The sequence below is a fragment of the Pseudomonas sp. FFPRI_1 genome (assembly GCF_055384485.1).
In genome coordinates, this window is record NZ_AP029168.1 from 5,197,328 (window position 1) to 5,223,026 (window position 25,699).

Genomic DNA, 25,699 nt, shown 5'->3' on the forward strand with positions numbered 1-25,699 from the left:
CACCCCATGCAGCTCTCTTCGCTCACTGCGGTTTCCCCTGTTGACGGCCGCTACGCCGGCAAAACCCAGGCCCTGCGCCCTATTTTCAGCGAGTACGGCCTGATCCGTGCCCGCGTTCTGGTTGAAGTGCGCTGGCTCCAGCGCCTGGCCGCCCACAGCGCCATCAGCGAAGTGCCGGCGTTTTCCGCCGAAGCCAACGCCGTCCTCAATGCCCTGGCGGAGAACTTCTCCCTGGAGCACGCCGAGCGCGTCAAAGAGATCGAGCGCACCACCAACCACGACGTCAAGGCCATCGAGTATCTGCTCAAGGAACAAGCTGCCAAGCTGCCTGAGCTGGCCAACGTCAGTGAATTCATCCACTTTGCCTGCACCAGCGAGGACATCAACAACCTGTCCCACGCCCTGATGCTGCGCGAAGGCCGTGATGAGGTGATGCTGCCCCTGATGCGCCAGACCGCCAACGCCATCCGCGAACTGGCGATCCGCTTCGCCGAAGTGCCGATGCTCTCGCGCACCCACGGCCAGCCGGCTTCGCCGACCACCCTGGGCAAAGAGCTGGCCAACGTGGTTTATCGTCTTGAGCGCCAGATCGCCCAGGTGGCCGCCGTGCCGCTGCTGGGCAAGATCAACGGTGCCGTGGGCAACTACAACGCCCACCTGTCGGCCTACCCGCAGATCGACTGGGAAGCCAACGCCCGCGCCTTCATCGAAGACGAGCTGGGCCTGGCCTTCAACCCCTACACCACCCAGATCGAACCTCACGACTACATCGCCGAGCTGTTCGATGCCATCGCCCGCTTCAACACCATCCTGATCGACTTCGATCGCGATATCTGGGGCTACATCTCCCTGGGCTATTTCAAGCAGCGCACCATTGCCGGCGAGATCGGTTCCTCGACCATGCCGCACAAGGTCAACCCGATCGACTTCGAAAACTCCGAAGGCAACCTGGGTATCGCCAACGCGCTGTTCCAGCACCTGGCGAGCAAACTGCCGATTTCCCGCTGGCAGCGCGACCTGACCGACTCCACCGTGCTGCGCAATCTGGGCGTTGGTTTCGCCCACAGCGTCATCGCCTACGAGGCCAGCCTCAAGGGCATCAGCAAGCTGGAACTGAACGAGCAGAAGATCGCTGCCGACCTGGACGCCTGCTGGGAAGTGCTGGCCGAGCCGATCCAGACCGTGATGCGCCGCTACAACATCGAAAACCCCTACGAGAAACTCAAGGAACTGACCCGCGGCAAGGGCATCAGCCCTGAAGCGCTGCAGACTTTCATCGACGGGCTGGACATGCCTGCCGAGGCCAAGGCCGAGCTCAAGCAACTGACCCCGGCCAGCTACATCGGCAACGCCGTGGCCCAGGCCAAGCGCATCTGACCGATTGCTCGACCTTTTGACGCCCGGCCGCGCCGGGCGTTTTTATTCCTGCTAGAAAAGTACACTTTTTCAATAGGTTACACATGAATCCTGATACTCCTCTGCAACTTCTGGGTGGCCTCACCGCGCGAGAATTCCTGCGTGACTATTGGCAGAAGAAACCCTTGCTGGTCCGCCAGGCGATGCCCGACTTCGAAAGCCCGATCGATGCCGACGAACTGGCCGGCCTGGCCCTGGAAGAAGAAGTCGAATCACGCCTGGTGATCGAGAACGGTGAACGCCCCTGGGAGCTGCGCCGCGGCCCGTTCGCCGAGGACGAGTTCAGCAAGCTGCCGGAACGCGACTGGACCCTGCTGGTGCAGGCCGTGGACCAGTTCGTCCCGGAAGTCGCCGAGCTGCTGGAGCACTTCCGCTTCCTGCCGAGCTGGCGCGTCGACGATGTGATGATCAGCTTCGCCGCCCCTGGTGGCAGCGTCGGCCCGCACTTCGACAACTACGACGTGTTCCTGCTGCAGGGCCATGGCAAGCGCAACTGGAAGATCGGCCAGATGTGCGATTCCGAGAGCCCGCTGCTGCAGCACGCGGACCTGCGCATTCTCGCCGAGTTCGAAGAAACCGAAGGCTGGGTCCTGGAGCCGGGTGACATGCTCTACCTGCCTCCGCGCCTGGCCCACTGTGGCGTTGCGGTTAACGACTGCATGACTTACTCGGTGGGCTTCCGTGCCCCAAGCGCCTCTGAGGTGCTGACCCACTTCACCGACTTCCTCAGCCAGTTCCTGTCCGACGAAGAGCGCTACACCGACGCCGACGCCCAGCCGGTCAGCGATCCGCACCAGATCCAGCACGATGCCCTGGACCGCCTCAAGGCTCTGCTGGCCGAGCACATGAGCGACGAGCGCCTGCTGCTGACCTGGTTTGGCCAGTTCATGACCGAGCCGCGCTACCCGGAGCTGGTGGTAGGGCCGGAACTGGAAGAGGAAGACCTGCTGGCCGGCCTGGAACAGGGTGCGGTGCTGATCCGCAACCCGAGCGCGCGCCTGGCCTGGTCCGAGGTCGATGACGACCTGTTGCTGTTCGCCAGCGGCCAAAGTCGCCTGCTTCCCGGTAAACTGCGTGAACTGTTGAAAATGGTTTGCGCGGCCGATGCCCTGCATGTCGACAACCTCGGCTCCTGGCTGGCGGATGACGATGGGCGCAGCCTGCTGTGTGAACTGGTCAAGCAAGGGAGCCTGGGGTTTGCCGATGAATAAGATTCGCGTACGTGTCGCAGACTGGCAAAAGGACAACGCCGAGATCCGGCGCATTCGTGAAGCGGTGTTCATTGCCGAGCAGGCAGTACCGCCCGAACTGGAATGGGATGCCGACGACGACAGCGCCGTGCACTTCCTGGCCTTCGAGGGTGATTTCCCTATCGGTACCGCGCGCCTGCTGCCCGACGGGCATATCGGCCGGGTCTCGGTACTCAAGGACTGGCGCGGCCTCAAGGTTGGCGACGCACTGATGCGTGCGGTGATCGACGAAGCGGAGAAGCGCGGCCTGCAGCAACAGATGCTCAGCGCCCAGGTTCAGGCCACGCCGTTCTACGAGCGCCTGGGCTTCTCGATTGTCAGCCAGGAATTCCTCGAAGCCGGGATTCCTCACGTCGACATGGTGCGCGGCGCCTGACCCGAGTGCCCGAGCCACGCGCTGGATAAAACGCCCCGGCGCCCTGGACCTCAGCCAACTAGGCTGGAGTTCAGGGCGCTGGGGCGTTTTGCCATCCGCCATTCAACTTGCCCCACTGCGCGCCGACAAAGTGTCAAACTCAAGGCTTTACCCCAGCTATTCGCGGAGATAACGGATATGTCCCTACGCACCTTGCTCACGACGCTGCTGCTGACTTTCAGCTGCTCGGTCATGGCCGCCACCGAGATCGTGCCCCTCAACAACCGTACCAGTGCCGATCTGCTGCCGGTGGCGCAGAACTTCCTTGGCAAGGACGGCAAGGTCAGCGCCTACGGCAACCAACTGATCGTCAACGCCGAACCGGAGAAGATCGCCGAACTGCGAGCCTTCATCGCCCAGCTGGACACCGCCGCCAAACGCCTGCTGATCACTGTCGACACCAATGAAAACAATTTCCAGGACAACCAGGGCTACTCGGTCAATGGCGCGCCTCAGACCCGCATCATCAATCGCAGCACCGAAAGCCGCGACGGCGGCATTCAGCAGATCCAGGCCAGCGAGGGCGTGCCGGCACTGATCCAGGTCGGCCAGAGCGTGCCGCTCACCACCACCCAGACCGATCCCTACGGGCGGCTGCAGAACCAGACCCAGTACCGCAACGTCACCCAGGGCTTCTACGTCACTGCCAGCGTGACCGGCGAGACCGTGCACCTGAGCATCAGTACCAACCGTGACCGGATGAGCCAGGAACGTCCCGATGTAGTGAACGTGCAAAGCACCGACACAAGCGTCAGCGGCCGCCTCGGCGAGTGGATTACCCTGGCCGGTGTCAATCGCCAGACCCAGGCCGATAAACAGGGGCTTGGCCGCAGTTACTCGACCCAGGGCCGGGATGACATGACCTTGCGGGTCAAGGTCGACACCCTGGACTAAAGCACCAAAAACTGACTGATAAGTCGTATTAGACCAAAGATGTAGTGCTGCAAAAAAAGCACTACAAAACATTTGACGAGCCAAAAAACCGCGGGCATGATGGCCTCGCTCCCGCTAATCAGGGGCCCTGGCAAGGGCCTTCGGATCGCGCTCTAACCTACCCGCCTGAGCCGATTCGTGTCTGTACCGCCCACAAGGTGTGTTTGACGAGATTGCGACTGGAACGAAGTTGTCCCGAGGGACGGAAGCGTAATTAGGTCGATCGGCAACACACTGATGGAACGTATGAAGGCCCACGACGCCGGAATGCGCCCGCAGCTCGCCTTCACCTGCTCACTCTCCTCCTCGAGCCCATCGTTCACCCGTCGCCATCCCCGCCAAACCCGACTTGGCCGCCTAAGCTTCCTGGTCAGCGAGCAGCCTTCTACGCACTTTTCACCTGCGTAAGTGGCGAGCCGGAATTTTCCGCCCAAGAACGACTTTTTACACAAGACGCGACGAGGTTTATCTCCATGGCACTGACACGCGAACAGCAAATTGCAGCCCTTGAAAAAGACTGGGCTGAAAACCCGCGCTGGAAAGGCGTGACTCGCACTTATTCCGCTGCCGACGTGGTTCGTCTGCGTGGCTCGGTTCAGCCCGAGCACACCCTGGCACGCATGGGCGCCGAGAAGCTCTGGAACCTGGTCACCCAAGGCGCCAAGCCGTCCTTCCGTCCTGAGAAAGACTTCGTCAACTGCATGGGCGCCCTGACCGGCGGCCAGGCTGTGCAACAGGTCAAAGCCGGCATCCAGGCAATCTACCTGTCCGGCTGGCAAGTGGCTGCGGACAACAACTCCGCCGAATCCATGTACCCAGACCAGTCGCTGTACCCGGTGGACTCGGTTCCAACCGTGGTCAAGCGCATCAACAACTCGTTCCGTCGCGCCGACCAGATCCAGTGGAAAGCCGGCAAGAACCCGGGCGACGACGGCTACATCGATTACTTCGCGCCAATCGTGGCTGACGCCGAAGCCGGCTTCGGCGGCGTGTTGAACGCCTACGAGCTGATGAAGAGCATGATCGAGGCAGGTGCCGCCGGCGTTCACTTCGAAGACCAACTGGCTTCGGTGAAAAAATGCGGCCACATGGGCGGCAAGGTACTGGTTCCGACCCAGGAAGCCGTACAGAAGCTCACCGCTGCTCGTCTGGCGGCCGACGTTGCCGGTGTACCGACCATCATCCTGGCCCGTACCGACGCCAACGCTGCCGACCTGCTGACTTCCGACTGCGACCCGTACGACCAGCCATTCGTGACTGGCACCCGTACCCAGGAAGGCTTCTACAAAGTCAAAGCCGGCCTGGACCAGGCAATTGCCCGCGGCCTGGCTTACGCTCCGTACGCCGACCTGATCTGGTGCGAAACCGCCAAGCCGGACCTGGACGAAGCCCGTCGCTTTGCCGAAGCGATCAAGAAGGAATACCCGGACCAGATCCTGTCGTACAACTGCTCGCCTTCCTTCAACTGGAAGAAGAACCTGGACGACGCGACCATCGCCAAGTTCCAGCGCGAACTGTCCGCCATGGGCTACAAGCACCAGTTCATCACCCTGGCCGGCATCCACAACATGTGGCACAGCATGTTCAACCTGGCGCACGACTACGCCCGCAACGACATGACCGCCTACGTGAAGCTGCAGGAGCAGGAGTTCGCTGACGCCGCCAAGGGCTACACCTTCGTGGCTCACCAGCAGGAAGTGGGCACCGGCTACTTCGACGACATGACCACCGTGATCCAGGGTGGTTCGTCCTCGGTAACCGCCCTGACCGGCTCCACCGAAGAAGAGCAGTTCCATTGATTCCAGGCCTCGCGCCTTGATCGAGCGGCCAATGCAGACCCGGTAAAAACAACTGCATTGCTGTAAAGCTGACGCCCCGACTGGTTCGGGGCGTTTTTTTTGCCCTACCCCACCCCATCGACGGGATCGACCTACCAACAACCCGACAGCCCCCCCCTCGCGCAGCACAAACGGACGCCTGGCAGCCGGTACCTGCAGAAAATCGGCAAAACATTGATCCAGGGCGGTGTCATCGAAGACCAAACCGGTTAAAAGGTGCGCCCCTGCTACTTGCAGTAACAGCCATGTAAGAAGCAACTTTCCCACTTACCAGAGGAAAGCAGTTTAAAAAGCCGTCCAAACAATATTGATTATCATTTAGCTAATGTAACTTTCGTTACAGCCGCAACAAAACATAATTAACAAAACCCTCGCTAATGCCCGCAGGCCGCGGCTTACGGGGCTGAGCAGGTGAGCTATGTCCTTATTACGATAAACAATTTCGCTTTAGAAATTTTACTTGCCCGGTGTTTAGCCATAAAATCAGCGCGATTGATTGCGCTGCGACATATCGTCACTGCTTTATTTCTTTATCAAGCTCAGAGACTCTTGCTCTCTGTTAAGGATTACCAGCATGCCCGAAGCGACAGGACTCATGGCCCACAACTGGGGCTTTGCCATTTTCCTTCTGGGTGTTGTCGGCCTTTGCGCCTTCATGCTCGGCGTCTCCAGCCTCCTCGGGTCAAAAGCCTGGGGCCGCAGCAAAAACGAACCGTTCGAGTCCGGCATGCTACCTACCGGTGGCGCCCGCTTGCGGCTCTCAGCCAAATTCTATCTGGTCGCGATGCTCTTCGTGATCTTCGATATCGAAGCCCTCTTTCTCTTTGCCTGGTCTGTGTCCGTCCGCGAAAGCGGCTGGACCGGATTCGTCGAAGCTCTCGTTTTCATAGCAATTCTGTTGGCAGGTCTTGTCTACCTTTGGCGAGTGGGGGCTCTTGATTGGGCTCCGGAAGGTCGTCGTAAGCGGCAGGCGAAGCTAAAACAATGAGGCTTTGGCGATGCAATACAATCTCACCAGGATCGACCCCGATGCTCCTAACGATCAGTACCCGATCGGCGAACGGGAAACCGTTTCCGATCCGTTAGAGGATCAGGTCCACAAAAACATCTTCATGGGCAAGCTCGAAGACGTGCTGAGCGGCGCGGTCAACTGGGGGCGTAAGAACTCCCTGTGGCCGTACAACTTCGGCCTGTCCTGCTGCTACGTGGAAATGACCACTGCCTTCACGGCGCCCCACGACATCGCGCGCTTCGGCGCCGAGGTGATCCGGGCATCGCCGCGTCAGGCAGACTTCATGGTTATTGCCGGTACCTGCTTCATCAAGATGGCGCCGATCATCCAGCGTCTCTACGAGCAAATGCTCGAGCCCAAGTGGGTCATCTCCATGGGTTCGTGCGCCAACTCCGGCGGCATGTACGACATCTACTCCGTGGTTCAGGGGGTGGACAAGTTCCTGCCCGTGGACGTCTACGTACCTGGCTGCCCGCCCCGCCCTGAAGCGTTCCTGCAAGGCCTGATGCTTTTGCAGGAGTCGATTGGCAAGGAGCGTCGCCCACTTTCCTGGGTCGTCGGTGATCAAGGCGTGTATCGCGCCGAGATGCCGTCGCAAAAGGAGGCGCGCCGCGAACAGCGAATTCAGGTCACCAACCTGCGCAGCCCTGACGAAGTCTGATCCAGCTCCGTTCTCGAAACGACACTGGCTTCACTCTTTACGTTGACCGAAAGCGATAAAAAATCATGACTACAGGCAGTGCTCTGTACATCCCGCCTTATAAGGCTGACGACCAGGATGTGGTTGTCGAACTCAATAACCGTTTTGGCCCTGAGGCGTTCACCGCCCAGGCCACCCGCACCGGCATGCCGGTGCTTTGGGTTACCCGCGCCAAACTTGTCGAAGTCCTGACCTTCCTGCGCAACCTGCCCAAGCCGTACGTCATGCTCTATGACCTGCACGGTGTGGACGAGCGCCTGCGCACCAAGCGCCAGGGCCTGCCAGGTGCCGACTTCAGCGTCTTCTATCACCTGCTGTCGATCGAACGTAACAGCGACGTGATGATCAAGGTTGCATTGTCCGAAGGTGATCTCAGCCTGCCGACCGTGACCGGTATCTGGCCCAACGCCAACTGGTACGAGCGTGAAGTCTGGGACATGTTCGGCATCGACTTTGCCGGCCACCCTCACCTGTCGCGCATCATGATGCCGCCGACCTGGGAAGGTCACCCGCTGCGCAAGGACTTCCCGGCCCGTGCCACGGAATTCGATCCGTTCACCCTGAGCCTGGCCAAGCAACAGCTGGAAGAAGAAGCCGCGCGCTTCCGTCCGGAAGACTGGGGCATGAAGCGTTCCGGCGCCAACGAGGACTACATGTTCCTCAACCTGGGTCCGAACCACCCTTCGGCTCACGGTGCGTTCCGTATCGTCATGCAGCTGGACGGTGAAGAGATCGTCGACTGCGTCCCGGACATCGGTTACCACCACCGTGGCGCCGAGAAGATGGCCGAGCGTCAGTCGTGGCACAGCTTCATTCCCTACACCGACCGTATCGACTACCTCGGCGGGGTGATGAACAACCTGCCGTACGTGCTCTCGGTCGAGAAGCTGGCGGGCATCAAGGTGCCGGAGAAGGTCGACGTCATCCGCATCATGATGGCCGAGTTCTTCCGGATCACCAGCCACCTGCTGTTCCTGGGTACCTACATCCAGGACGTCGGCGCCATGACCCCGGTGTTCTTCACCTTCACCGACCGCCAGAAGGCCTACACGGTGATCGAAGCCATCACCGGTTTCCGCCTGCACCCGGCCTGGTACCGCATCGGTGGCGTCGCCCACGACCTGCCACGGGGCTGGGACAAGCTGGTCAAGGACTTCGTCGAATGGCTGCCCAAGCGCCTCGACGAATACACCAAAGCTGCCCTGCAGAACAGCATCCTCAAGGGACGTACCATCGGCGTCGCGGCCTACAACACCAAGGAAGCCCTGGAATGGGGCGTCACCGGTGCCGGCCTGCGTTCTACCGGTTGCGATTTCGACCTGCGCAAGGCCCGCCCGTACTCCGGCTATGAGAACTTCGAGTTCGAAGTGCCGCTGGCGGCCAATGGCGATGCCTACGACCGTTGCATGGTTCGCGTCGAAGAAATGCGCCAGAGCATCAAGATCATCGACCAGTGCCTGCGCAACATGCCGGAAGGCCCGTACAAGGCGGATCACCCGCTGACCACGCCGCCGCCGAAAGAGCGCACCCTGCAGCACATCGAGACCTTGATCACGCACTTCCTGCAGGTTTCGTGGGGCCCGGTCATGCCGGCCAACGAATCCTTCCAGATGATCGAAGCGACCAAGGGCATCAACAGTTATTACCTGACGAGCGATGGCGGCACCATGAGCTACCGCACCCGGATCCGCACTCCAAGCTTCGCCCACCTGCAGCAGATCCCTTCGGTGATCCGTGGCAGCATGGTCGCGGACTTGATCGCGTACCTGGGTAGTATCGACTTCGTTATGGCCGACGTGGACCGCTAAGCATGAACAGCACGCTTATCCAGACAGACCGTTTCGCCCTGAGCGAAACCGAGCGCTCGGCCATCGAGCACGAGATGCATCACTACGAAGACCCGCGCGCGGCGTCGATCGAGGCCCTGAAGATCGTCCAGAAGGAACGTGGCTGGGTGCCTGACGGCGCGGTCTACGCCATCGGCGAGATCCTCGGCATCCCCGCCAGCGACGTGGAAGGCGTGGCGACGTTCTACAGCCAGATCTTCCGCCAGCCCGTGGGCCGCCACATCATTCGCGTCTGCGACAGCATGGTCTGCTACATCGGCGGCCATGAGTCCGTGGTCAGCCAGATCCAGAGCGAGCTGGGCATCGGCCTCGGCCAGACCACCGCCGACGGCCGCTTCACCCTGCTGCCGGTGTGCTGCCTGGGCAACTGCGACAAGGCCCCGGCGCTGATGATCGACGACGACACTTTCGGCGACGTGCAGCCTGCTGGCGTGGCCAAACTGTTGGAGGGCTACGTATGACCCTGACCTCTTTCGGTCCTGCAAACCGCATCCAGCGCAGCGCAGAAACCCACCCCCTGACCTGGCGCCTGCGCGACGACGGCGAGCCGGTATGGCTCGACGAGTACCAGGCCAAGAACGGCTACGCGGCAGCCCGCAAGGCTTTCGCCGACCTGTCCCAGGACGACATCGTGCAGACCGTCAAGGATGCCGGCCTCAAGGGTCGCGGCGGTGCGGGCTTCCCCACCGGCGTGAAGTGGGGCCTGATGCCCAAAGACGAATCCATGAACATCCGCTACCTGCTGTGCAACGCGGATGAAATGGAGCCCAACACCTGGAAAGACCGCATGCTGATGGAGCAACTGCCCCATCTGCTGATCGAAGGCATGCTGATCAGTGCCCGTGCACTGAAGACCTACCGTGGCTACATCTTCCTGCGGGGCGAGTACACCACCGCTGCCAAGCACCTGCGCCGGGCCGTGGAAGAAGCCAAGGCCGCCGGCCTGCTGGGCAAGAACATCCTGGGCAGCGGCTTCGATTTCGAGCTGTTCGTCCACACCGGTGCCGGGCGTTACATCTGCGGTGAAGAAACCGCGCTGATCAACTCCCTGGAAGGCCGTCGCGCCAACCCGCGCTCCAAGCCGCCCTTCCCTGCCGCCGTGGGCGTGTGGGGCAAGCCGACCTGCGTGAACAACGTCGAGACCCTGTGCAACGTGCCGGCGATCATCGGCGACGGCGTGGAGTGGTACAAATCCCTGGCCCGCGAAGGCAGCGAGGACCACGGCACCAAGCTGATGGGCTTCTCCGGCAAGGTGAAGAACCCTGGCCTGTGGGAACTGCCCTTCGGCGTGACCGCCCGTGAGCTGTTCGAGGACTACGCCGGCGGCATGCGCGACGGCTACAAGCTCAAGTGCTGGCAACCAGGCGGCGCCGGCACCGGCTTCCTGCTGCCGGAGCACCTGGACGCCCAGATGTATGCCGGCGGCATCGCCAAAGTGGGCACCCGCATGGGTACCGGCCTGGCCATGGCGGTGGACGACAGCATCAACATGGTGTCGCTGCTGCGCAACATGGAGCAGTTCTTCGCCCGTGAGTCCTGCGGTTTCTGCACCCCGTGCCGTGACGGTCTGCCCTGGAGCGTCAAGCTGCTGATGGCGATCGAAAAAGGTCAAGGCCAGCCCGGCGACATCGAGACCCTGTTGGGTCTGGTGGGTTTCCTCGGCCCAGGCAAGACCTTCTGTGCTCACGCACCGGGCGCCGTGGAACCATTGGGCAGTGCCATCAAGTATTTCCGTCCAGAGTTCGAAGCCGGCATCGCGCCCATCAGCGCCGCCGTCCCGCCTCTGGCGCGTCCGATCGTAGTCGGCGCGTAACACCGATAAAGGCGCCGGGCCCGTGCCCTGCGCCTGACGTGCGATGACGCCGTGAACGGCTGTGTTGACTCGTACGGATAACAAGATTCCATTAGCCACGCCCGCTGACACCGGGCCAACGAAGAACTTTGAACCATGGCCACTATCCACGTAGACGGCAAAGCGCTCGAAGTCGATGGGGCGGACAACCTGTTACAGGCATGTCTGTCACTAGGCCTCGACATCCCGTATTTCTGCTGGCACCCCGCTCTCGGTAGCGTCGGTGCCTGTCGCCAGTGCGCGGTCAAGCAGTACACCGACGAGAACGACACCCGTGGTCGCATCGTCATGTCCTGCATGACCCCAGCCACCGACAACACCTGGATCTCCATCGACGATGAAGAGTCCAAGGCCTTCCGTGCCAGTGTTGTGGAATGGCTGATGACCAACCACCCCCACGACTGCCCGGTCTGTGAGGAAGGCGGTCACTGCCACCTGCAAGACATGACGGTGATGACCGGCCACAACGAGCGCCGTTATCGCTTCACCAAGCGTACCCACCAGAACCAGGACCTCGGCCCGTTCATCTCCCACGAGATGAACCGCTGCATCGCCTGCTATCGCTGCGTGCGCTTCTACAAGGACTACGCCGGCGGCACCGACCTGGGCGTCTACGGCGCCCACGACAACGTGTACTTCGGTCGCGTTGAAGACGGCACCCTGGAAAGCGAGTTCTCCGGCAACCTCACCGAGGTCTGCCCGACCGGTGTGTTCACCGACAAGACTCACTCCGAGCGCTACAACCGCAAGTGGGACATGCAGTTCTCGCCGAGCATCTGCCATGGCTGCTCCAGCGGTTGCAACATCTCCCCGGGCGAGCGCTACGGCGAGCTGCGCCGCATCGAGAACCGCTACAACGGCTCGGTCAACCAGTACTTCCTCTGCGACCGTGGCCGCTTCGGTTATGGCTACGTCAACCGCGAAGACCGTCCACGCCAGCCACTGCTCAACGACGGCACCAAGCTGAGCCTGGACCAGGCGCTGGACAATGCTGCCGACCTGCTGCGCGGACGCAACATCGTCGGTATCGGTTCGCCTCGCGCGAGCCTCGAAAGCAACCACGCGCTGCGTGAACTGGTCGGCGCCGAGCACTTCTACTCGGGGATCGAAGCCTCCGAACTCGAGCGTATCCGCCTGGTGCTGCAAGTACTCAAGGACAGCCCGCTGCCCGTACCGACCATGCGTGACATCGAAGACCACGATGCGGTCTTCGTCCTCGGTGAAGACCTGACCCAAACTGCTGCACGCATGGCCCTGGCCCTGCGCCAGTCGGTCAAGGGCAAGGCCGAGGAAATGGCCGATGCCATGCGCGTTCAGCCGTGGCTCGACGCTGCAGTGAAGAACATCGGCCAGCACGCGCTGAACCCGCTGTTCATTGCCAGCCTGGCTGAAACCAAGCTCGACGACGTTGCCGAGGAGTGTGTACACGCCGCTCCCGACGACCTGGCACGCATCGGCTTCGCCGTGGCCCACGCCATCGACGCCAGCGCACCCGCCGTCGAAGGCCTGGACAGCGAAGCCCTGGAGCTGGCCAAGCGCATCGCCGATGCCCTGGTTGCCGCCAAGCGCCCACTGGTGATCGCCGGCACGTCCCTGGGTTCCAAGGCCCTGATCGAAGCCGCGGCGAACATTGCCAAGGCCCTGAAGCTGCGCGAAAAGAACGGCTCCATCAGCCTGATCGTGCCGGAAGCCAACAGCCTCGGCCTGGCCATGCTCGGCGGCGAGTCCCTGGACGCTGCCCTGCAAGCGGTGACCGACGGCCGCGCCGACGCCATCGTGGTGCTGGAAAACGATCTGTACACCCGCACTGATGCCGCCAAGGTCGATGCGGCCCTGAACACCGCGAAAGTGGTGATCGTTGCCGACCATCAGAAGACCGCCACCAGCGAACGCGCCCACCTGGTTCTGCCAGCGGCCAGCTTCGCCGAAGGCGACGGCACCCTGGTCAGCCAGGAAGGCCGCGCCCAGCGCTTCTTCCAGGTCTTCGACCCGCAGTACCTGGACGCCAGCATCCTGGTTCACGAAGGCTGGCGCTGGCTGCACGCCCTGCGCGCGACCTTGCTGAACAAGCCGGTGGACTGGACCCAACTGGACCACGTGACCGCCGCTTGCGCCGCCAGCAACCCGCAGTTGGCCGCCATCGTCGATGCCGCCCCGTCCGCCGCGTTCCGCATCAAAGGCCTGAAACTGGCTCGCGAACCGCTGCGCTACAGTGGCCGTACCGCCATGCGCGCCAATATCAGCGTGCACGAACCGCGTACCCCGCAAGACAAGGACACCGCGTTCTCCTTCTCCATGGAAGGCTACTCGGGCTCTGCCGAACCGCGTTCGCAAGTGCCGTTTGCCTGGTCGCCAGGCTGGAACTCGCCGCAGGCCTGGAACAAGTTCCAGGACGAAGTCGGTGGTCACCTGCGTGCCGGCGATCCGGGCGCCCGCCTGATCGAAAGCCAGGGCGACCGGCTCGGCTGGTTCGCCAGCGTTCCCCGCGCCTTCTCCCCTGCTCAAGGAACCTGGCAGGCCGTGCCGTTCTACCACCTGTTCGGCAGCGAGGAGAACTCCTCCAAGGCTGGCCCGGTACAGGAGCGCATCCCGGCGGCCTATGTGGCCCTGGCCAAGTCCGAAGCCGATCGCCTGGGTGTCAACGAGGGCGCCCTGCTCGCGGTGAGCCTGGCCGGCCAGACCCTGCGTCTGCCGCTGCGCATCAACGAAGAACTGGGTGCCGGCCTGGTAGGCCTGCCTGCTGGCCTGGCCGGTATTCCTCCGGTGTTCGCAGGCTTTTCCGTTGACGGTCTGCAGGAGGCGGCGCAATGAGTTGGTTTACCCCTGAAGTGATCGACGTGATCCTGACAGTCGTCAAGGCCATCGTCATCCTCCTGGCCGTGGTGATCGCCGGCGCTCTCTTGAGCTTCGTCGAACGTCGCCTGCTGGGCTGGTGGCAGGACCGTTACGGTCCGAACCGCGTTGGCCCGTTCGGCATGTTCCAGATCGCCGCCGACATGCTGAAGATGTTCTTCAAGGAAGACTGGACCCCGCCGTTCGCCGACAAGGTGATCTTCACCCTGGCGCCGGTGGTGGCCATGAGTGCCTTGCTGATCGCCTTCGCGATCATCCCGATCACCCCGACCTGGGGCGTGGCGGACCTGAACATCGGCCTGCTGTTCTTCTTCGCCATGGCTGGCCTGTCGGTGTATGCGGTGCTGTTCGCCGGCTGGTCGAGCAACAACAAGTTCGCCCTGCTGGGTGCCCTGCGGGCTTCGGCCCAGACCGTGTCCTATGAAGTGTTCATGGGCCTGGCGCTGATGGGCATCGTGGTGCAGGTCGGTTCGTTCAACATGCGCGACATCGTCGAGTACCAGGCGCAGAACCTGTGGTTCATCATTCCGCAGTTCTTCGGCTTCTGTACCTTCTTCATCGCTGGCGTGGCCGTGACTCACCGTCACCCCTTCGACCAGCCGGAAGCGGAACAGGAACTGGCCGACGGTTACCACATTGAATACGCCGGCATGAAATGGGGCATGTTCTTCGTTGGCGAGTACATCGGCATCATCCTGATCTCGGCACTGCTGGTCACCCTGTTCTTCGGTGGCTGGCACGGTCCGTTCGGCATCCTGCCGCAACTGTCCTTTGTCTGGTTCGCCCTGAAGACCGCGTTCTTCATCATGCTGTTCATCCTGCTGCGTGCCTCCATCCCGCGCCCGCGCTATGACCAGGTGATGGACTTCAGCTGGAAATTCTGCCTGCCGCTGACCCTGATCAATTTGCTGGTGACCGCTGCGGTTGTGTTGTTGAACACGCCTGCGGGCGCGGTTCAGTGAGGATTTGACCCATGTTCAAATATATTGGCGACATCGTTAAGGGTACTGGTACCCAGTTGCGCAGCCTGGTGATGGTCTTCGGCCATGGCTTTCGCAAGCGCGACACCCTGCAATACCCCGAAGAGCCGGTGTACCTGCCACCGCGCTACCGTGGCCGCATCGTGCTGACCCGCGACCCCGATGGCGAAGAGCGTTGCGTAGCCTGCAACCTGTGCGCCGTAGCCTGCCCCGTAGGCTGCATTTCGCTGCAGAAAGCTGAAACCGAAGACGGTCGCTGGTACCCGGACTTCTTCCGCATCAACTTCTCGCGCTGCATTTTCTGCGGCCTCTGCGAGGAAGCCTGCCCGACCACCGCGATCCAGCTGACACCGGATTTCGAGATGGCCGAGTTCAAACGTCAGGACCTGGTTTACGAGAAAGAGGATCTGTTGATCTCCGGTCCCGGAAAGAACCCTGACTACAACTTCTATCGTGTTGCAGGTATGGCCATTGCCGGTAAGCCGAAGGGCTCCGCGCAGAACGAAGCCGAGCCGATCAACGTGAAGAGCTTGCTGCCTTAAGGAAGAACGATGGAATTCGCTTTCTATTTCGCGTCAGGTGTTGCGGTGGTCTCCACGCTTCGAGTGGTCACCAATACCAACCCTGTGCACGCCCTGCTCTACCTGATCATTTCGCTGATCGCCGTGGCGATGACCTTCTTCAGCCTCGGCGCACCGTTCGCCGGTGCCCTGGAAGTGATCGCCTACGCCGGCGCCATCATGGTGCTGTTCGTGTTCGTGGTGATGATGCTGAACCTGGGTCCTGCCGCCGTCCAGCAAGAGCGCATCTGGCTCAAGCCGGGCATCTGGATCGGCCCGGTGATTCTCGGCGCCCTGCTGCTGGTTGAACTGCTGTACGTACTGTTCAGCCATCAGAGCGGTGCCGGCATCGGTCAAACCACCGTCAGCGCCAAGGCCGTGGGCATCAGCCTGTTCGGCCCTTACCTGCTGGTGGTCGAACTCGCCTCGATGCTGCTGCTCGCTGCAGCCGTCACGGCGTTCCACCTGGGCCGCAACGAGGCGAAGGAGTAACCCCATGCCTGATATCTCTCTGGGTACTATCCCAATGGAACATGGCCTGGCAGTTGCCGGCATCCTGTTCTGCCTCGGTCTGGTCGGCCTGATGGTCCGCCGCAACATTCTCTTCGTATTGATGAGCCTGGAAGTGATGATGAACGCCGCAGCGCTGGCGTTCATCGTTGCAGGCGCCCGCTGGGCGCAGCCGGATGGACAAGTGATGTTCATCCTGGTGATCAGCCTGGCAGCCGCCGAGGCCAGTATTGGCCTGGCAATCCTGCTGCAGCTGTATCGCCGCTTCCACACTCTCGATATCGACGCTGCCAGCGAGATGCGCGGATGAACCTTATCTTTCTGACCTTCGTGTTTCCCCTGATCGGTTTCCTGCTGCTGTCGTTCTCCCGTGGACGCCTCTCGGAAAACCTCTCGGCCCTGATCGGCGTCGGCTCCATTGGCCTGTCGGCCATCGTGGCGGCCTACGTGATCTGGCAATTCAACGTCGCACCGCCTGAAGGCGGCCACTACACCCTGGTGCTGTGGCAGTGGATGGCGGTAGAAGGCTTCACTCCCAACTTCGCCCTGTACATCGACGGCCTGTCGATCACTATGCTGGGCGTCGTGGTCGGTGTCGGCTTCCTGATCCACCTGTTCGCGTCCTGGTACATGCGCGGTGAAGCCGGCTATTCGCGGTTCTTCTCCTACACCAACCTGTTTATCGCCAGCATGCTGTTCCTGGTCCTGGGCGATAACCTGTTGTTCCTGTACTTCGGCTGGGAAGGCGTGGGCCTGTGCTCCTACCTGTTGATCGGTTTCTACTACAGCAACCGCAACAACGGTAACGCCGCGCTCAAGGCCTTTATCGTCACCCGTATCGGCGACGTGTTCATGGCCATCGGCCTGTTCATCCTGTTCCAACAACTGGGCACGCTGAACATCCAGGAACTGCTGGTGCTGGCACCGCAGAAATTCCAGGCCGGCGACTTCTGGATCACCCTGGCGACCCTGATGCTGCTGGGCGGCGCTGTCGGTAAATCCGCGCAACTGCCACTGCAGACCTGGCTGGCGGACGCCATGGCCGGTCCGACCCCGGTATCGGCATTGATCCACGCCGCCACCATGGTCACCGCCGGTGTCTACCTGATCGCCCGTACCCACGGCCTGTTCACCCTGGCGCCGGAAATCCTCCACCTGGTGGGCCTGGTCGGCGGCGTGACCCTGGTACTGGCCGGCTTTGCCGCGCTGGTGCAGACCGACATCAAGCGGATCCTCGCCTACTCCACCATGAGCCAGATCGGCTACATGTTCCTGGCCTTGGGCGTTGGCGCCTGGGATGGCGCGATCTTCCACCTGATGACCCACGCCTTCTTCAAGGCCCTGCTGTTCCTTGCGTCCGGTGCGGTGATCGTTGCCTGCCACCACGAGCAGAACATCTTCAAGATGGGCGGCCTGTGGAAGAAGCTGCCACTGGCCTACGCCAGCTTCATCGTCGGTGGTGCGGCCCTGGCGGCCCTGCCGCTGGTGACCGCGGGCTTCTACTCCAAGGACGAGATCCTCTGGGAAGCCTTCGCCAGCGGCAACCATGGCCTGCTGTACGCCGGCCTGGTGGGTGCGTTCATGACCTCGCTGTACACCTTCCGCCTGATCTTCATCACCTTCCACGGTGAAGCCAAGACTGAAGCCCACGCCGGTCACGGGATTTCCCACTGGCTGCCCCTGTCGGTGCTGATCATCCTCTCCACCGCCATCGGCGCCATGATCACCCCACCGCTGCACGGCGTACTGCCGCAAAGCATTGGGCATGCCGGTGGCGAAGCCAAGCACAGCCTGGAAATCGCCTCGGGTGCCATCGCCCTGGCCGGTATCCTGCTGGCAGCCCTGTTGTTCCTTGGCAAGCGTCGCTTCGTGACCGCCATCGCCAACAGCGGCATCGGGCGTCTGCTCTCGGCCTGGTGGTTCGCCGCCTGGGGCTTCGACTGGATCTACGACAAACTGTTCGTCAAGCCATACCTGGCCATCAGCCATGTACTGCGCAAGGACCCGCTCGATCAGACCATCGGTTTGATCCCGCGTATGGCCAAAGGGGGCCACAACTCCCTGAGCCGTACCGAGACCGGTCAACTGCGTTGGTACGCCGCCTCGATGGCAGCCGGTGCCGTGCTGGTCATCGGCGCCATTGTGCTGGTAGCGGTCTGATATGAACCTTGCGAACTTGCGAAAGGAATTGAGCCCGTCATGATTCTGCCTTGGCTAATCCTGATCCCCTTCATCGGCGGCCTGCTGTGCTGGCTGGGTGAGCGCTTCGGCGCCACCCTGCCACGCTGGATTGCGCTGTTGACCATGACCCTGGAACTCGCTCTCGGCCTCTGGCTGTGGGCCCACGGTAACTATTCATTTGCTCCGGCGCCCGGCGCCGATCCAACTTGGGCCATCGAGTTCAAGCATGTCTGGATCGAGCGCTTCGGCATCAACGTGCACCTGGCCCTCGACGGCCTGTCGCTGTTGATGATCCTGCTGACCGGCTTGCTGGGTATCCTCTCGGTACTCTGCTCCTGGAAAGAGATCCAGCGCCACGTGGGCTTCTTCCACCTGAACCTGATGTGGATCCTGGGCGGCGTGGTCGGCGTGTTCCTCGCCCTCGACCTGTTCATGTTCTTCTTCTTCTGGGAAATGATGCTGGTGCCGATGTACTTCCTCATCGCGCTCTGGGGTCACAGTTCGGCAGACGGCAAGAAAACCCGGATCTACGCGGCAACCAAGTTCTTCATCTTCACTCAGGCTTCCGGCCTGATCATGCTGGTGGCGATCCTTGGCCTGGTGCTGGTGAACTTCAACAACACTGGGGTCATCACCTTCGATTACGCCCAGTTGCTGAAGACCAAGATGTCCACCACCACCGAGTACATCCTGATGCTCGGCTTCTTCATCGCCTTCGCGGTGAAGCTGCCCGTGGTGCCGTTCCACTCCTGGCTGCCTGACGCTCACGCCCAGGCACCGACTGCCGGTTCCGTGGACCTGGCGGGCATCCTGTTGAAGACTGCGGCCTACGGCCTGCTGCGTTTCGCCCTGCCGCTGTTCCCCAATGCCTCGGCAGAGTTCGCACCGATCGCCATGACCCTGGGCCTGATCGGGATCTTCTACGGTGCCTTCCTGGCGTTCGCCCAGACCGACATCAAGCGCCTGATCGCCTTCTCCAGCGTGTCCCACATGGGCTTCGTGCTGATCGGCATCTACTCCGGCAGCCAACTGGCCCTGCAGGGCGCCGTGATCCAGATGCTGGCGCACGGTGTTTCGGCAGCCGCGCTGTTTATCCTCAGCGGCCAGCTGTACGAACGCACCCATACCCGTGACATGCGGGAAATGGGCGGCCTGTGGTCGAAGATCGCCTACCTGCCGGCCATCAGCCTGTTCTTCGCGGCCGCGTCTCTGGGCCTGCCGGGCACCGGCAACTTCGTCGGCGAGTTCCTGATCCTGATCGGCACCTTCGCCAGCGCGCCATGGATCACTGCGATCGCCACCTCTGGTCTGGTGTTCGGTTCGGTCTACTCGCTGATCATGATCCACCGTGCCTACTTCGGCCCGTCCAAGTCGGACGCGGTGCTGCACGGCATGGATGCTCGCGAACTGATCATGGTGCTGGGACTGGCGGTACTGCTGATCTACATCGGCGTGTACCCGCAACCGTTCCTCGATACCTCTGCCGCCACCATGCATGGCGTGCAGCAATGGCTCGGCACCGCCTTCACTCAACTCGCTTCGGCCCGGTAAGAGCGCTATGGACTTTACCATTCAACACTTTATCGCCCTGGCGCCGCTGTTGATCACCAGCGCCACCCTTGTGGTGGTGATGTTGGCGATCGCCTGGCGTCGCAACCACGCCCAGACCTTCCTGCTTTCGGTGGCGGGTCTGAACCTGGCATTGCTGTCGATCTTCCCAGTCCTGAAAGTCGCCCCCCTGGCGGTGACTCCCCTGCTGCAGATCGACCAGTTCGCCTGCCTCTACATGGCCCTGATCCTGGTGGCCACCCTGGCCTGCGTTACCCTGGCCCACGCCTACCTGGGCGACGGCAGCAGCGGTTATCCGGGCAACCGGGAAGAGCTGTACCTGCTGATCCTGCTGGCCGCCGCCGGTGGCCTGGTACTGGTCAGCGCGCAGAACCTGGCCGGCCTGTTCATCGGCCTGGAACTGCTCTCGGTACCGGTCTATGGCCTGGTGGCCTATGCCTTCTTCAACAAGCGCTCCCTGGAAGCCGGCATCAAGTACATGGTGCTGTCGGCCGCCGGTTCGGGCTTCCTGTTGTTCGGCATGGCCCTGCTCTACGCCGAGGCCGGCAGCCTGAGCTTCAGCGGCATCGGCCACGCCCTGGCCGCCACCGGCCTGCCAAGCCCCCTGGCGCAATTGGGCCTGGGCATGATGCTGATCGGCCTGGCGTTCAAGCTGTCGCTGGTGCCCTTCCACCTCTGGACCCCGGACGTCTACGAGGGCGCTCCTGCTCCTGTAGCCGCCTTCCTGGCCACCGCCAGCAAGGTAGCCGTGTTCGCGGTGCTGGTGCGTCTGTTCCAGCTGTCGCCAGTGGCCAGCAGCGGTGTCCTGAGCAACGTGCTGACGGTCATTGCCATCGCCTCGATCCTGGTGGGCAACCTGTTGGCGCTGACCCAGAGCAACCTCAAGCGTCTGCTGGGTTACTCGTCCATCGCCCACTTCGGTTACCTGCTGATCGCCCTGGTGGCGAGCAAGGGCCTGGCCATGGAAGCCATCGGCGTGTATCTGGTCACCTACGTGATCACCAGCCTGGGCGCCTTTGGCGTGATCACCCTGATGTCCTCGCCTTACAAAGGCCGTGACGCCGACGCCCTGTACGAGTACCGCGGCCTGTTCTGGCGCCGTCCGTACCTGACCGCCGTGCTCACCGTGATGATGCTGTCCCTGGCCGGTATCCCGCTGACCGCGGGCTTCATCGGCAAGTTCTACATCATCGCCACCGGTGTCGAAGCGCACCAATGGTGGTTGGTGGGCTCGCTGGTCATGGGTAGCGCCATCGGCGTGTTCTACTACCTGCGGGTGATGGTGACCCTGTACCTGATCGAGCCGAACCTGCGTCGCGTCGATGCCCAATTGCACTGGGAACAGAAAGCCGGTGGCGTGATGCTGCTGGCCATTGCGGTCCTGGCGTTCTTCCTCGGCGTCTACCCGCAGCCGCTGCTGACCCTGGTCCAGCACTCGGGCCTGGCCGGTTGATGGCTTAGGCTTCAACGCAACAAACACAACGGCACCTTCGGGTGCCGTTTTGCATTTCAGGGCCCCGCCCTCCCCTCTTCCCGCTACAACTCGGAATTGCCCTTCCTGTCGCTGCGGCCTGGTCCGACATTCAGCCAGAGGCTGGCGGCATAAACTGTTGCCAGATCAAACGCAGCGCTCAACGGGACTTGACCACAGCTGCGGCGCCCTCCAATGTATACGCAGGAAGCGTAGGATATGCATGCTCTGTTTATTGAACTGCCGGCATTTCAGCGATACCGAAAGGACTTCCTTGATGACGAGCTGTTCTGCGAACTGCAGATCGAGTTGCTGCAACACCCCCATGCAGGTGTCCTCATTCAAGGCACCGGTGGCTTGCGCAAGATGCGTTTCGTCGATGAGCGACGCAACAAGGGCAAGCGTGGCGGGCTGAGGGTGATTTATTACTGGTGGTCCGGAGGAGCGCAGTTCTGGCTCTTTACCTTGTTCGACAAGGACCAGCTGGACGACCTGCTAGCACCGCAGCGACAACAGCTCAAACAACTGCTGGAACGTGAAATCGAGGCCAGAAGACATGACCAAACGTGACATCTTTTCCGAACTGGTAGAAGGCGTCGACGCCCTCACCCAGGAACGCCAGGGCAAGATCACCCTGCGCAGCCATAAAGTGAAGCTCGACAAGCTGCCGCCCATCACCGCCGCCGAGGTGATGAACATCCGCCAGCAACTCAACCTCTCGCGGTCGGTGTTCGCCATGTACCTGCGAACCAACACCCGCACCCTGGAAAACTGGGAACAGGGCCGGGCCACGCCCAACGCCCAGGCTACCACCCTGATCCGCCTGGTGGAGCGCTTCCCCGATACCGTAGAGCGCCTCGCCTCACTGGCCTGAGCCCCCCCCCTTTTCCATGGGCAACAAAAAACCCGCACCAGGCGGGTTTCTTGTTGCAACGAACCCAGGCTCAGTCAGCCAGGCGCCAGGTCGTACCGCCCTTGCCGTCTTCCAGGATCACGCCCATGGCAGTGATCTGGTCGCGGATCCGGTCGGACTCGGCCCAGTCCTTGTTGGCACGGGCCGCCAGGCGCGCCTGTATCAGCGCATCCACTTGTGCCGCATCCACCCGACCTTCAGCACCCGCCTGGAGGAAATCTTCGGCTTCCAGCTGCAGCACGCCCAGCACGTTGGCCAACTCCCTCAGGCGCGCCGCCAGACCGGCCGCTGCGTCGAGATCGCTCTCACGCAGGCGGTTGATCTCGCGCACCATCTCGAACAGCACGGCACAGGCTTCCGGGGTACCGAAGTCGTCGTTCATCACCTGGGTGAAGCGCTCGACAAAGACTTCGCCACCGGCCGGGGCAACTTTCGGCAAGCCCTTGAGGGCGTGATAGAAACGCTCCAGGGCGCCCTTGGCGTCCTTGAGGTTGTCTTCCGAGTAGTTGATCGCGCTGCGGTAGTGGCTGGCCACCAGCAGGTAGCGCACCACTTCCGGATGGTACTTGTCGAGCACGTCGCGAATGGTGAAGAAGTTGTTCAAGGACTTGGACATCTTCTCGCCATTGATGCGAATCATGCCGCAGTGCATCCAGGCATTGGCGTAGGTCTTGCCAGTGGCCGCCTCGCTCTGGGCGATCTCGTTCTCATGGTGCGGGAACTCGAGGTCGCTGCCGCCGCCATGAATGTCGAAGGTCTCGCCCAGGCAGCAGGTGGACATCACCGAGCACTCGATGTGCCAGCCCGGACGCCCAGCGCCCCACGGCGACTCCCAGCTCGGCTCGCCCGGCTTGGTGGCCTTCCACAGCACGAAGTCCAGCGGGTCCTGCTTGGACTCGTCGACCTCGATCCGCGCTCCGATGCGCAGGTCTTCGATCTTCTTGCGCGACAGCTTGCCGTAGCCCATGAACTTGGCGACGCGGTAGTAGACGTCGCCATTGCCTGGCGCATAGGCATAGCCCTTGTCGATCAGGGTCTGGATCATGCTCAACATGCCCGGGATGTGATCCGTGGCGCGCGGCTCCATATCCGGCTTGAGGATATTGAGGCGTGCCTCGTCCTCATGCATCGCCGTGATCATGCGCTCGGTCAACGCGTCGAACGGCTCGCCGTTCTCCTTGGCCCGATTGATGATCTTGTCTTCGATGTCGGTGATGTTGCGCACATAGGTGAGGTTATAGCCGCTGAACCGCAACCAGCGGGTCACCAGGTCAAACGCCACCATGCTGCGGCCATGGCCAATGTGGCAGTAGTCGTACACGGTCATTCCGCAGACGTACATGCGCACATTGTTGCCATCGAGCGGTTTGAAGACTTCTTTGCTCTTGGTGAGCGTGTTGTAGATCGTAAGCACGTTAGTTCCTTGACTGAATCACTGACCCCAGGAGTCGCGCAGGGTCACGGTACGGTTGAATACCGGCTGACCTGGTTTCGAGTCCTTGAGATCCGCGCAGAAGTAGCCTTCGCGCTCGAACTGGAAACGGTCTTCCGGCTGTGCGTTGCCCAGGGAGGGTTCGGCACGACAACCAGTGAGCACTTGCAGGGAGTCAGGGTTGATGTTGTCCAGGAAACTGGCGCTGTCTTCGGCTTTCTCAGGGTTCGGCGAACGGAACAGGCGATCGTACAGGCGTACTTCGCACTCGACGCTGGCAGCCGCCGGCACCCAGTGGATTACGCCCTTGACCTTGCGCCCTTCAGGGTTCTTGCCCAGGGTGTCCGGGTCGTAGGAGCAGCGCAGCTCGACGATGTTGCCGTCGGCGTCCTTGATCGCTTCGTCGGCACGGATCACGTAGCTGCCGCGCAGGCGCACTTCACCGGCCGGCTCCAGGCGCTTGTAGCCTTTTGGCGGCTCTTCCATGAAGTCTTCACGGTCGATGTAGATTTCGCGAGCGAACGGCAGCACCCGCACGCCCATGTCTTCTTTCGGGTGACGCGGCAGTTCGAGGTTCTCGACCTGGCCTTCCGGATAGTTAGTGATCACCACCTTGAGCGGACGCAGCACGCACATGGCGCGCGGGGCACTGTGGTCCAGGTCGTCACGGATGCTGAATTCGAGCATGCCGAAGTCCACCACGCCGTCGGAACGGTTGGTGCCGACCATTTCGCAGAAGTTGCGGATGGACTTGGGGGTGTAGCCACGACGCCGGAAGCCCGACAGGGTCGACATGCGCGGGTCATCCCAGCCATTCACGTGCTTCTCATCCACCAATTGCTTGAGCTTGCGCTTGCTGGTGATGGTGTAGTTCAGGTTCAGGCGGCTGAATTCGTACTGGCGCGGGTGCGCCGGCACCGGCAGGTGCTCGAGGAACCATTCGTACAGCGGACGATGGCTTTCGAACTCCAGGGTGCAGATCGAATGGGTGATGCCTTCGATGGCATCCGACTGACCGTGGGTGAAGTCGTAGTTGGGGTAGATGCACCACTTGTCACCGGTCTGGTGGTGATGAGCGTGGCGGATGCGGTACATGATCGGGTCGCGCAGGTTCATGTTCGGCGAAGCCATGTCGATCTTGGCCCGCAGCACCCGTGCGCCGTCCGGGAACTCGCCGGCCTTCATGCGTGCGAACAGGTCCAGGCTCTCTTCCACAGCGCGTTCGCGGAACGGGCTGTTCTTGCCCGGCTCGGTCAGGCTGCCACGGTACTCCTTGGCTTGCTCAGGGGTCAGGTCGCAGACATAGGCCTTGCCCGCCTTGATCAGTTCCACTGCCCAGTCGTGCAGTTGGTCGAAGTATTGCGAGGCATAGCGCACTTCGCCGGACCATTGGAAGCCCAGCCACTTGATGTCGCGCTCGATAGCGTCGATGTATTCCTGGTCTTCCTTGGCCGGGTTGGTGTCGTCGAAGCGCAGGTGGGTAACGCCACCGAATTCCTGGGCCAGACCAAAGTTCACACAGATCGACTTGGCGTGACCGATGTGCAGGTAGCCGTTGGGCTCCGGCGGGAAGCGGGTCACGATCTGCGTGTGCTTACCCGAGTCCAGGTCCGCCTGGATAATCGGGCGCAGGAAGTTGACCGGAACGGCCGGTCCAGTCTTGGAATTCGAGGTAGGGTCGACAGTGGGCTTGCTCATAGGATCCTTGAACGTACAAGTGCGCGGCCGGGTGCGGCCTGACAAATCAAAACGGATATCATAGCCGATGCTGTCAAGTGCCTGACAGAGCGGAACTTTAAAACTGCGGCTATTAATAGCAGGCAAGTGAAAAAACAGCCTCGAATTTCGTGGCTGTCACGCTAAACTGCGCACCTTGGCTGTTGGATGGCCAAACCGGCCCGGGCCGCTTGCCAGCCCCCGAGCCCGAAGTTTTTCTTGAAAACGCTTTTCCTTATATAGAGTACCGA

General features: G+C 61.7%; 22 protein-coding genes. 20 read left to right on the forward strand and 2 right to left on the reverse strand.

All coding sequences use genetic code 11. The annotated features are described in order from the left end of the window. Positions 1 to 6: 6 nt before the first annotated feature. The 20 genes from purB (at position 7) to ACZ5BO_RS23075 (ending at position 22,261) form a co-directional block, all read left to right on the forward strand. Positions 7 to 1,377 (forward strand): adenylosuccinate lyase, encoded by a 1,371-nt coding sequence (gene purB / locus ACZ5BO_RS22980; RefSeq protein WP_025126593.1) that lies wholly within the window; start codon positions 7 to 9, stop codon positions 1,375 to 1,377. An 83-nt stretch (positions 1,378 to 1,460) separates the two neighbouring features. Continuing rightward, positions 1,461 to 2,627: a ribosomal protein uL16 3-hydroxylase gene (locus tag ACZ5BO_RS22985; RefSeq protein WP_025126592.1), complete on the forward strand. Its 1,167-nt coding sequence runs from the start codon at positions 1,461 to 1,463 to the stop codon at positions 2,625 to 2,627. After that, entirely contained in the window at positions 2,620 to 3,042 is a 423-nt protein-coding gene (locus ACZ5BO_RS22990; RefSeq protein ID WP_025126591.1) for a GNAT family N-acetyltransferase, read from the forward strand. Before ACZ5BO_RS22985 ends, ACZ5BO_RS22990 begins: the two co-directional genes overlap by 8 nt. Before the next feature lie 177 nt (positions 3,043 to 3,219). Further along, positions 3,220 to 3,975, forward strand: a complete 756-nt coding sequence (locus ACZ5BO_RS22995; protein WP_464696576.1) for a secretin N-terminal domain-containing protein — start codon at positions 3,220 to 3,222, stop codon at positions 3,973 to 3,975. Positions 3,976 to 4,487: 512 nt separating this feature from the next. Further along, positions 4,488 to 5,813 (forward strand): isocitrate lyase, encoded by a 1,326-nt coding sequence (gene aceA, locus ACZ5BO_RS23000; RefSeq protein ID WP_025126589.1) that lies wholly within the window; start codon positions 4,488 to 4,490, stop codon positions 5,811 to 5,813. A gap of 613 nt (positions 5,814 to 6,426) precedes the next feature. After that, the gene (locus ACZ5BO_RS23005; RefSeq protein WP_011062185.1) at positions 6,427 to 6,840 is read left to right on the forward strand and encodes an NADH-quinone oxidoreductase subunit A; all 414 of its coding nucleotides are present in this window, start codon (positions 6,427 to 6,429) and stop codon (positions 6,838 to 6,840) included. A gap of 10 nt (positions 6,841 to 6,850) precedes the next feature. Continuing rightward, the gene (locus ACZ5BO_RS23010) at positions 6,851 to 7,525 is read left to right on the forward strand and encodes a NuoB/complex I 20 kDa subunit family protein (protein ID WP_025126588.1); all 675 of its coding nucleotides are present in this window, start codon (positions 6,851 to 6,853) and stop codon (positions 7,523 to 7,525) included. A 65-nt stretch (positions 7,526 to 7,590) separates the two neighbouring features. Then, positions 7,591 to 9,372 carry an NADH-quinone oxidoreductase subunit C/D gene (gene nuoC / locus ACZ5BO_RS23015; RefSeq protein WP_025126587.1) on the forward strand — a complete coding sequence of 594 codons (1,782 nt, stop codon included), beginning with the start codon at positions 7,591 to 7,593 and terminating at the stop codon, positions 9,370 to 9,372. Positions 9,373 to 9,374: 2 nt separating this feature from the next. After that, on the forward strand, positions 9,375 to 9,872 hold the full coding sequence (gene nuoE / locus ACZ5BO_RS23020; protein ID WP_011062188.1) for an NADH-quinone oxidoreductase subunit NuoE: 498 nt from the start codon (positions 9,375 to 9,377) through the stop codon (positions 9,870 to 9,872). After that, positions 9,869 to 11,224 carry an NADH-quinone oxidoreductase subunit NuoF gene (gene nuoF, locus ACZ5BO_RS23025; protein ID WP_025126586.1) on the forward strand — a complete coding sequence of 452 codons (1,356 nt, stop codon included), beginning with the start codon at positions 9,869 to 9,871 and terminating at the stop codon, positions 11,222 to 11,224. Before nuoE ends, nuoF begins: the two co-directional genes overlap by 4 nt. A gap of 135 nt (positions 11,225 to 11,359) precedes the next feature. Then, positions 11,360 to 14,074 carry an NADH-quinone oxidoreductase subunit NuoG gene (gene nuoG, locus ACZ5BO_RS23030; protein ID WP_025126585.1) on the forward strand — a complete coding sequence of 905 codons (2,715 nt, stop codon included), beginning with the start codon at positions 11,360 to 11,362 and terminating at the stop codon, positions 14,072 to 14,074. Continuing rightward, positions 14,071 to 15,078 carry an NADH-quinone oxidoreductase subunit NuoH gene (nuoH, locus tag ACZ5BO_RS23035; RefSeq protein WP_025126584.1) on the forward strand — a complete coding sequence of 336 codons (1,008 nt, stop codon included), beginning with the start codon at positions 14,071 to 14,073 and terminating at the stop codon, positions 15,076 to 15,078. Before nuoG ends, nuoH begins: the two co-directional genes overlap by 4 nt. An 11-nt stretch (positions 15,079 to 15,089) precedes the next feature. After that, the gene (nuoI, locus tag ACZ5BO_RS23040) at positions 15,090 to 15,638 is read left to right on the forward strand and encodes an NADH-quinone oxidoreductase subunit NuoI (protein WP_003223795.1); all 549 of its coding nucleotides are present in this window, start codon (positions 15,090 to 15,092) and stop codon (positions 15,636 to 15,638) included. A gap of 9 nt (positions 15,639 to 15,647) precedes the next feature. Beyond that, positions 15,648 to 16,148 carry an NADH-quinone oxidoreductase subunit J gene (gene nuoJ, locus ACZ5BO_RS23045; RefSeq protein ID WP_464696577.1) on the forward strand — a complete coding sequence of 167 codons (501 nt, stop codon included), beginning with the start codon at positions 15,648 to 15,650 and terminating at the stop codon, positions 16,146 to 16,148. Positions 16,149 to 16,167: 19 nt separating this feature from the next. Next, positions 16,168 to 16,476, forward strand: a complete 309-nt coding sequence (gene nuoK, locus ACZ5BO_RS23050) for an NADH-quinone oxidoreductase subunit NuoK (protein WP_025126582.1) — start codon at positions 16,168 to 16,170, stop codon at positions 16,474 to 16,476. Further along, positions 16,473 to 18,326 carry an NADH-quinone oxidoreductase subunit L gene (gene nuoL, locus ACZ5BO_RS23055; protein WP_464696578.1) on the forward strand — a complete coding sequence of 618 codons (1,854 nt, stop codon included), beginning with the start codon at positions 16,473 to 16,475 and terminating at the stop codon, positions 18,324 to 18,326. Before nuoK ends, nuoL begins: the two co-directional genes overlap by 4 nt. A 39-nt stretch (positions 18,327 to 18,365) precedes the next feature. Then, entirely contained in the window at positions 18,366 to 19,898 is a 1,533-nt protein-coding gene (nuoM, locus tag ACZ5BO_RS23060; RefSeq protein WP_025126580.1) for an NADH-quinone oxidoreductase subunit M, read from the forward strand. A gap of 7 nt (positions 19,899 to 19,905) precedes the next feature. Then, positions 19,906 to 21,369: an NADH-quinone oxidoreductase subunit NuoN gene (gene nuoN / locus ACZ5BO_RS23065; RefSeq protein ID WP_025126579.1), complete on the forward strand. Its 1,464-nt coding sequence runs from the start codon at positions 19,906 to 19,908 to the stop codon at positions 21,367 to 21,369. A 237-nt stretch (positions 21,370 to 21,606) separates the two neighbouring features. Continuing rightward, the gene (locus ACZ5BO_RS23070; protein WP_464696579.1) at positions 21,607 to 21,957 is read left to right on the forward strand and encodes a toxin; all 351 of its coding nucleotides are present in this window, start codon (positions 21,607 to 21,609) and stop codon (positions 21,955 to 21,957) included. After that, a complete protein-coding gene (locus ACZ5BO_RS23075) occupies positions 21,944 to 22,261 on the forward strand; it encodes a helix-turn-helix domain-containing protein (RefSeq protein ID WP_025126577.1) in 318 nt (105 codons plus the stop codon). Before ACZ5BO_RS23070 ends, ACZ5BO_RS23075 begins: the two co-directional genes overlap by 14 nt. 70 nt (positions 22,262 to 22,331) lie before the next feature. Here ACZ5BO_RS23075 and cysS read toward each other — a convergent pair whose 3' ends face one another. Both cysS and ACZ5BO_RS23085 read right to left on the reverse strand, forming a co-directional pair. Beyond that, positions 22,332 to 23,714 (reverse strand): cysteine--tRNA ligase, encoded by a 1,383-nt coding sequence (gene cysS, locus ACZ5BO_RS23080; RefSeq protein ID WP_025126573.1) that lies wholly within the window; start codon positions 23,712 to 23,714, stop codon positions 22,332 to 22,334. Between the two features lie 18 nt (positions 23,715 to 23,732). Further along, positions 23,733 to 25,430 carry a glutamine--tRNA ligase/YqeY domain fusion protein gene (locus ACZ5BO_RS23085; protein ID WP_464696580.1) on the reverse strand — a complete coding sequence of 566 codons (1,698 nt, stop codon included), beginning with the start codon at positions 25,428 to 25,430 and terminating at the stop codon, positions 23,733 to 23,735. Positions 25,431 to 25,699: the final 269 nt, after the last annotated feature.